The organism is Nocardia sp. CC201C (genome assembly GCF_030010695.1).
GTDB classification, from domain to species: Bacteria; Actinomycetota; Actinomycetes; order Mycobacteriales; family Mycobacteriaceae; genus Nocardia; species Nocardia otitidiscaviarum.
The window spans coordinates 1-2,975 of the sequence record NZ_JASCXP010000612.1 but is presented as its reverse complement, the minus strand read 5'-3'; the positions used below and the strand labels follow the sequence as shown (position 1 = coordinate 2,975).

Sequence of the window (2,975 nt, the reverse complement as noted above, 5' to 3'; positions counted from 1 at the left end):
GGGGGGGGGGCGGGGGCTGCGCCGCAGACGCCGATGGGTTTGGCGAGGGCGTGGCCGGCGGCGGCGGTGCGGGCGACCAGGTGGAGGACGGCGGGCTGCCAGGGGTCGGTGAGGGTGGCGAGGTGGGGGGACATGCGGTCGGCGGCCATGGTGTACTGGGCCAGGTCGTTGGTGCCGATGGAGGCGAAATCGACGTGGGTGAGCAGGGTTTCGGCGAGCAGGGCGGCGGCGGGGACCTCGATCATGATGCCGGGGGTCAGGGCGCGGGCGCGGGCCTTGGCCGCGAAGGATTCGGCTTCGGCGGCGGTGGAGATCATGGGGGCCATCACCCAGGGGGCGGTGCCGCGGTCGGCGGCGGCCAGGGCGATGGCGTCGAGTTGGCGGTCGAGCAGACCGTCGTCCAGGAGAGCGGTGCGGATACCGCGCACGCCGAGGGCGGGGTTGGCCTCGTCCGGATGCGAGGCGAAGCGCAACGGCTTGTCGGAACCGGCGTCGAGGGTGCGGATCACCACCTTCGCGTCCGGGTAGGCGTCGAGGACTTCGCGGTAGACGGCGGCCTGTTCCTCGATACTCGGCTCGGATTCGCGGTCCAGGAAACACAATTCGGTGCGGAAGAGGCCGATGCCCGCGGCGGGGGTGCGGCGGGCGGCGCGGGCGCTCGCGCCGTCCTGCACATTGGCGAGGATGTCGACGCGGTGGCCGTCGGCGGTGCCGCCGGGACCCGACCAGGCGGCGGCGCGGGCCGACGCGGCGCGGTGGTCGGCGGCCGCGGTCGCGGCGGCGTCCGGGTCGGGGTGCACGGTGACCCGACCCGTGGTGCCATCGAGCAGCACCTGCGCTCCGACCGGCACCTCGTCGAGTCCGGCGACCGCTACCAGGGACGGAATACCGAGCTGGCGGGCGATGATCGCGGTGTGGCTGGTCGGGCCGCCGAGTGAAGTAGCCAGGCCGACAATGACATTCGGGTCGAGTCCGGCGGTGTCGGCGGGCGCGAGGTCGGTGGCGAGCAGGATCGACGGCCGATCGGGGAGTGTGATGCCCGGTTCGGGCGCGCCGGTCAGTTCGGCCACCACCCGATCGCGGAGGTCGTAGAGGTCGGTCACGCGTTCGGCCATGCGGCCGCCGAGCCGGGTGAACATCTCGGCGAACTGTTCGATGGCGGCCGTCGTCGCCGCGGCGGCGGGTCTGCCCGTGGCGATGGATTGTTCGGCGACGCCGAGCCAGCCGCGATCGACGGCCATGGCCGCGTTCGCGGCGAGAACCTCCGCCGCCGCTCCGTCGGCCCGGGTCGCGCGGTCGCGTAAACGCTGCGCGACGGTCGCCGACGCCGCGCGCAGTCGCTCCGCCTCCGGTGCCCGATCGGACTCGGCGATGCTGTCCGATGCCGTCTCGATCCGAACTCGTTCCACGGGCCGAACCACCGGGGCCACAACCACGCCGGCCACCGCCGGTATGCCCGTGAGCACTATAGATCCGGCTTGCTCCGGCAGTGATACAGACATGGAATCCTCCTTCACGCTGTGATCCAGGCTACGGACATATACTTGACAAAACAACACATACAGGCATAAAACAACAGAAAGCAACATCGAGTCTGGAGGTCGGATGTACGCCGAGGAGCGGCAGCAGGCCATTGCCGCGCTGGTCGGGGAACGCGGGCGCGTCTCGGTCACGGAGCTGGCCGAGCAGTACGGCGTCACCACCGAAACCGTGCGCCGCGACCTCGCGGTACTCGACCGCATGGGGCTGCTGCGCCGGGTGCACGGCGGCGCGGTCCCGGCGGCGGCGCTCACCGCCATCGAACTGGGCACCGGCGAGCGCGAGCACAGCCGCGCGGCCGAGAAGGACCGAATCGCCAAGGCGGCCTTGGACTTCCTGCCCCGCACCGGTGGCAGCGTGCTCTTCGACGCGGGGACCACCACCGCGCGGGTGGCGGCGCTGCTGCCCGCCGATCGCGACCTCGTCGCGGTGACCAATTCGGTGCCGATCGCCGCCCGCCTGTCCGGCTACACCGCGGTGCGCCTGCAACTGCTGGGCGGTCGGGTCCGCGGTCTCACTCAGGCGGCGGTCGGCCCGGAGACCCTGCGCATGCTCGGTGATCTGCGCGTCGATGTGGCGTTCATCGGCACCAACGCGCTGACCGGCGGGCACGGCCTGTCCACCCCGGATCCGGATGAGGCCGCCGTCAAGCGCGCCATGGTCGCCGCCGCGCACCGCGTGGTGGTCGTGGCCGATTCCAGCAAGATCGGGCGGGAGGATTTCGTGCGCTTCGCGGCGATCGAGGAGATCGACGCCCTGGTGACCGATGACGAACTGCTGCCCTCGGTGCGCAACGAGTTGTCCGAGTACGGCATCGAGGTGGTGACGGCATGATCGTGACACTCACCGCCAATCCGAGTGTGGACCGCACCGTCACACTGGCCGAACCGCTGCGGCGCGGGGGAGTGCAGCGAGCCCTGGGCGCGACCGTGCAGGCGGGCGGCAAGGGCGTCAATGTCTCCCGGGTGGTCGCCACGGCGGGTGCGGCGACCGTCGCCGTGCTGCCCGGCAGCGAAGGCGATCCCGTATCGCGTGACTTGGCCGCGGCGGGTATCGACCATCGCGTGGTGCCCGGCGGCGGCCCGATCCGCACCAATGTCGCCATCACCGAAATCGACGGCACCACAACGAAGATCAACGAACCGGGCGCGCCCCTGGACGAGGAGCGCCGCCGCGCGCTGACCGAACTGCTGGTCGAACTGTCCGCCACCGCGAGCTGGATCGTCCTGTCGGGTTCGCTGCCGCCCGGCGTTCCCGCGGACTGGTACGTGGAACTGGTGCGGCGGCTGCGCGGCCCGAGGATCGCCGTCGATACCTCGGACGCGCCACTGATCGCCCTGGCGCGTCGCTTCGATGCGGCCGCACCGGCCTTGATCAAACCCAACAGCGAGGAGCTGGCCCAGCTCACCGGAGCCGATCCGGAGCGGTTGCACGAC

Annotated in this window: 3 protein-coding genes; 2 read left to right on the top strand and 1 reads right to left on the bottom strand. The window is 71.5% G+C overall.

What is annotated here, in order from left to right:
- A partial coding sequence (locus tag QK444_RS34875; RefSeq protein ID WP_282786258.1) for a putative PEP-binding protein occupies positions 1-1,502 on the bottom strand: 1,502 nt, incomplete at its 3' end.
- 103 nt (positions 1,503-1,605) lie between these two features.
- Between QK444_RS34875 and QK444_RS34870 the strand changes: the two genes are divergently transcribed.
- Positions 1,606-2,373 (top strand): DeoR/GlpR family DNA-binding transcription regulator, encoded by a 768-nt coding sequence (locus QK444_RS34870; RefSeq protein ID WP_282786257.1) that lies wholly within the window; start codon positions 1,606-1,608, stop codon positions 2,371-2,373.
- A partial coding sequence (locus QK444_RS34865; RefSeq protein ID WP_282786256.1) for a PfkB family carbohydrate kinase occupies positions 2,370-2,975 on the top strand: 606 nt, incomplete at its 3' end. The genes QK444_RS34870 and QK444_RS34865, both read left to right, overlap by 4 nt.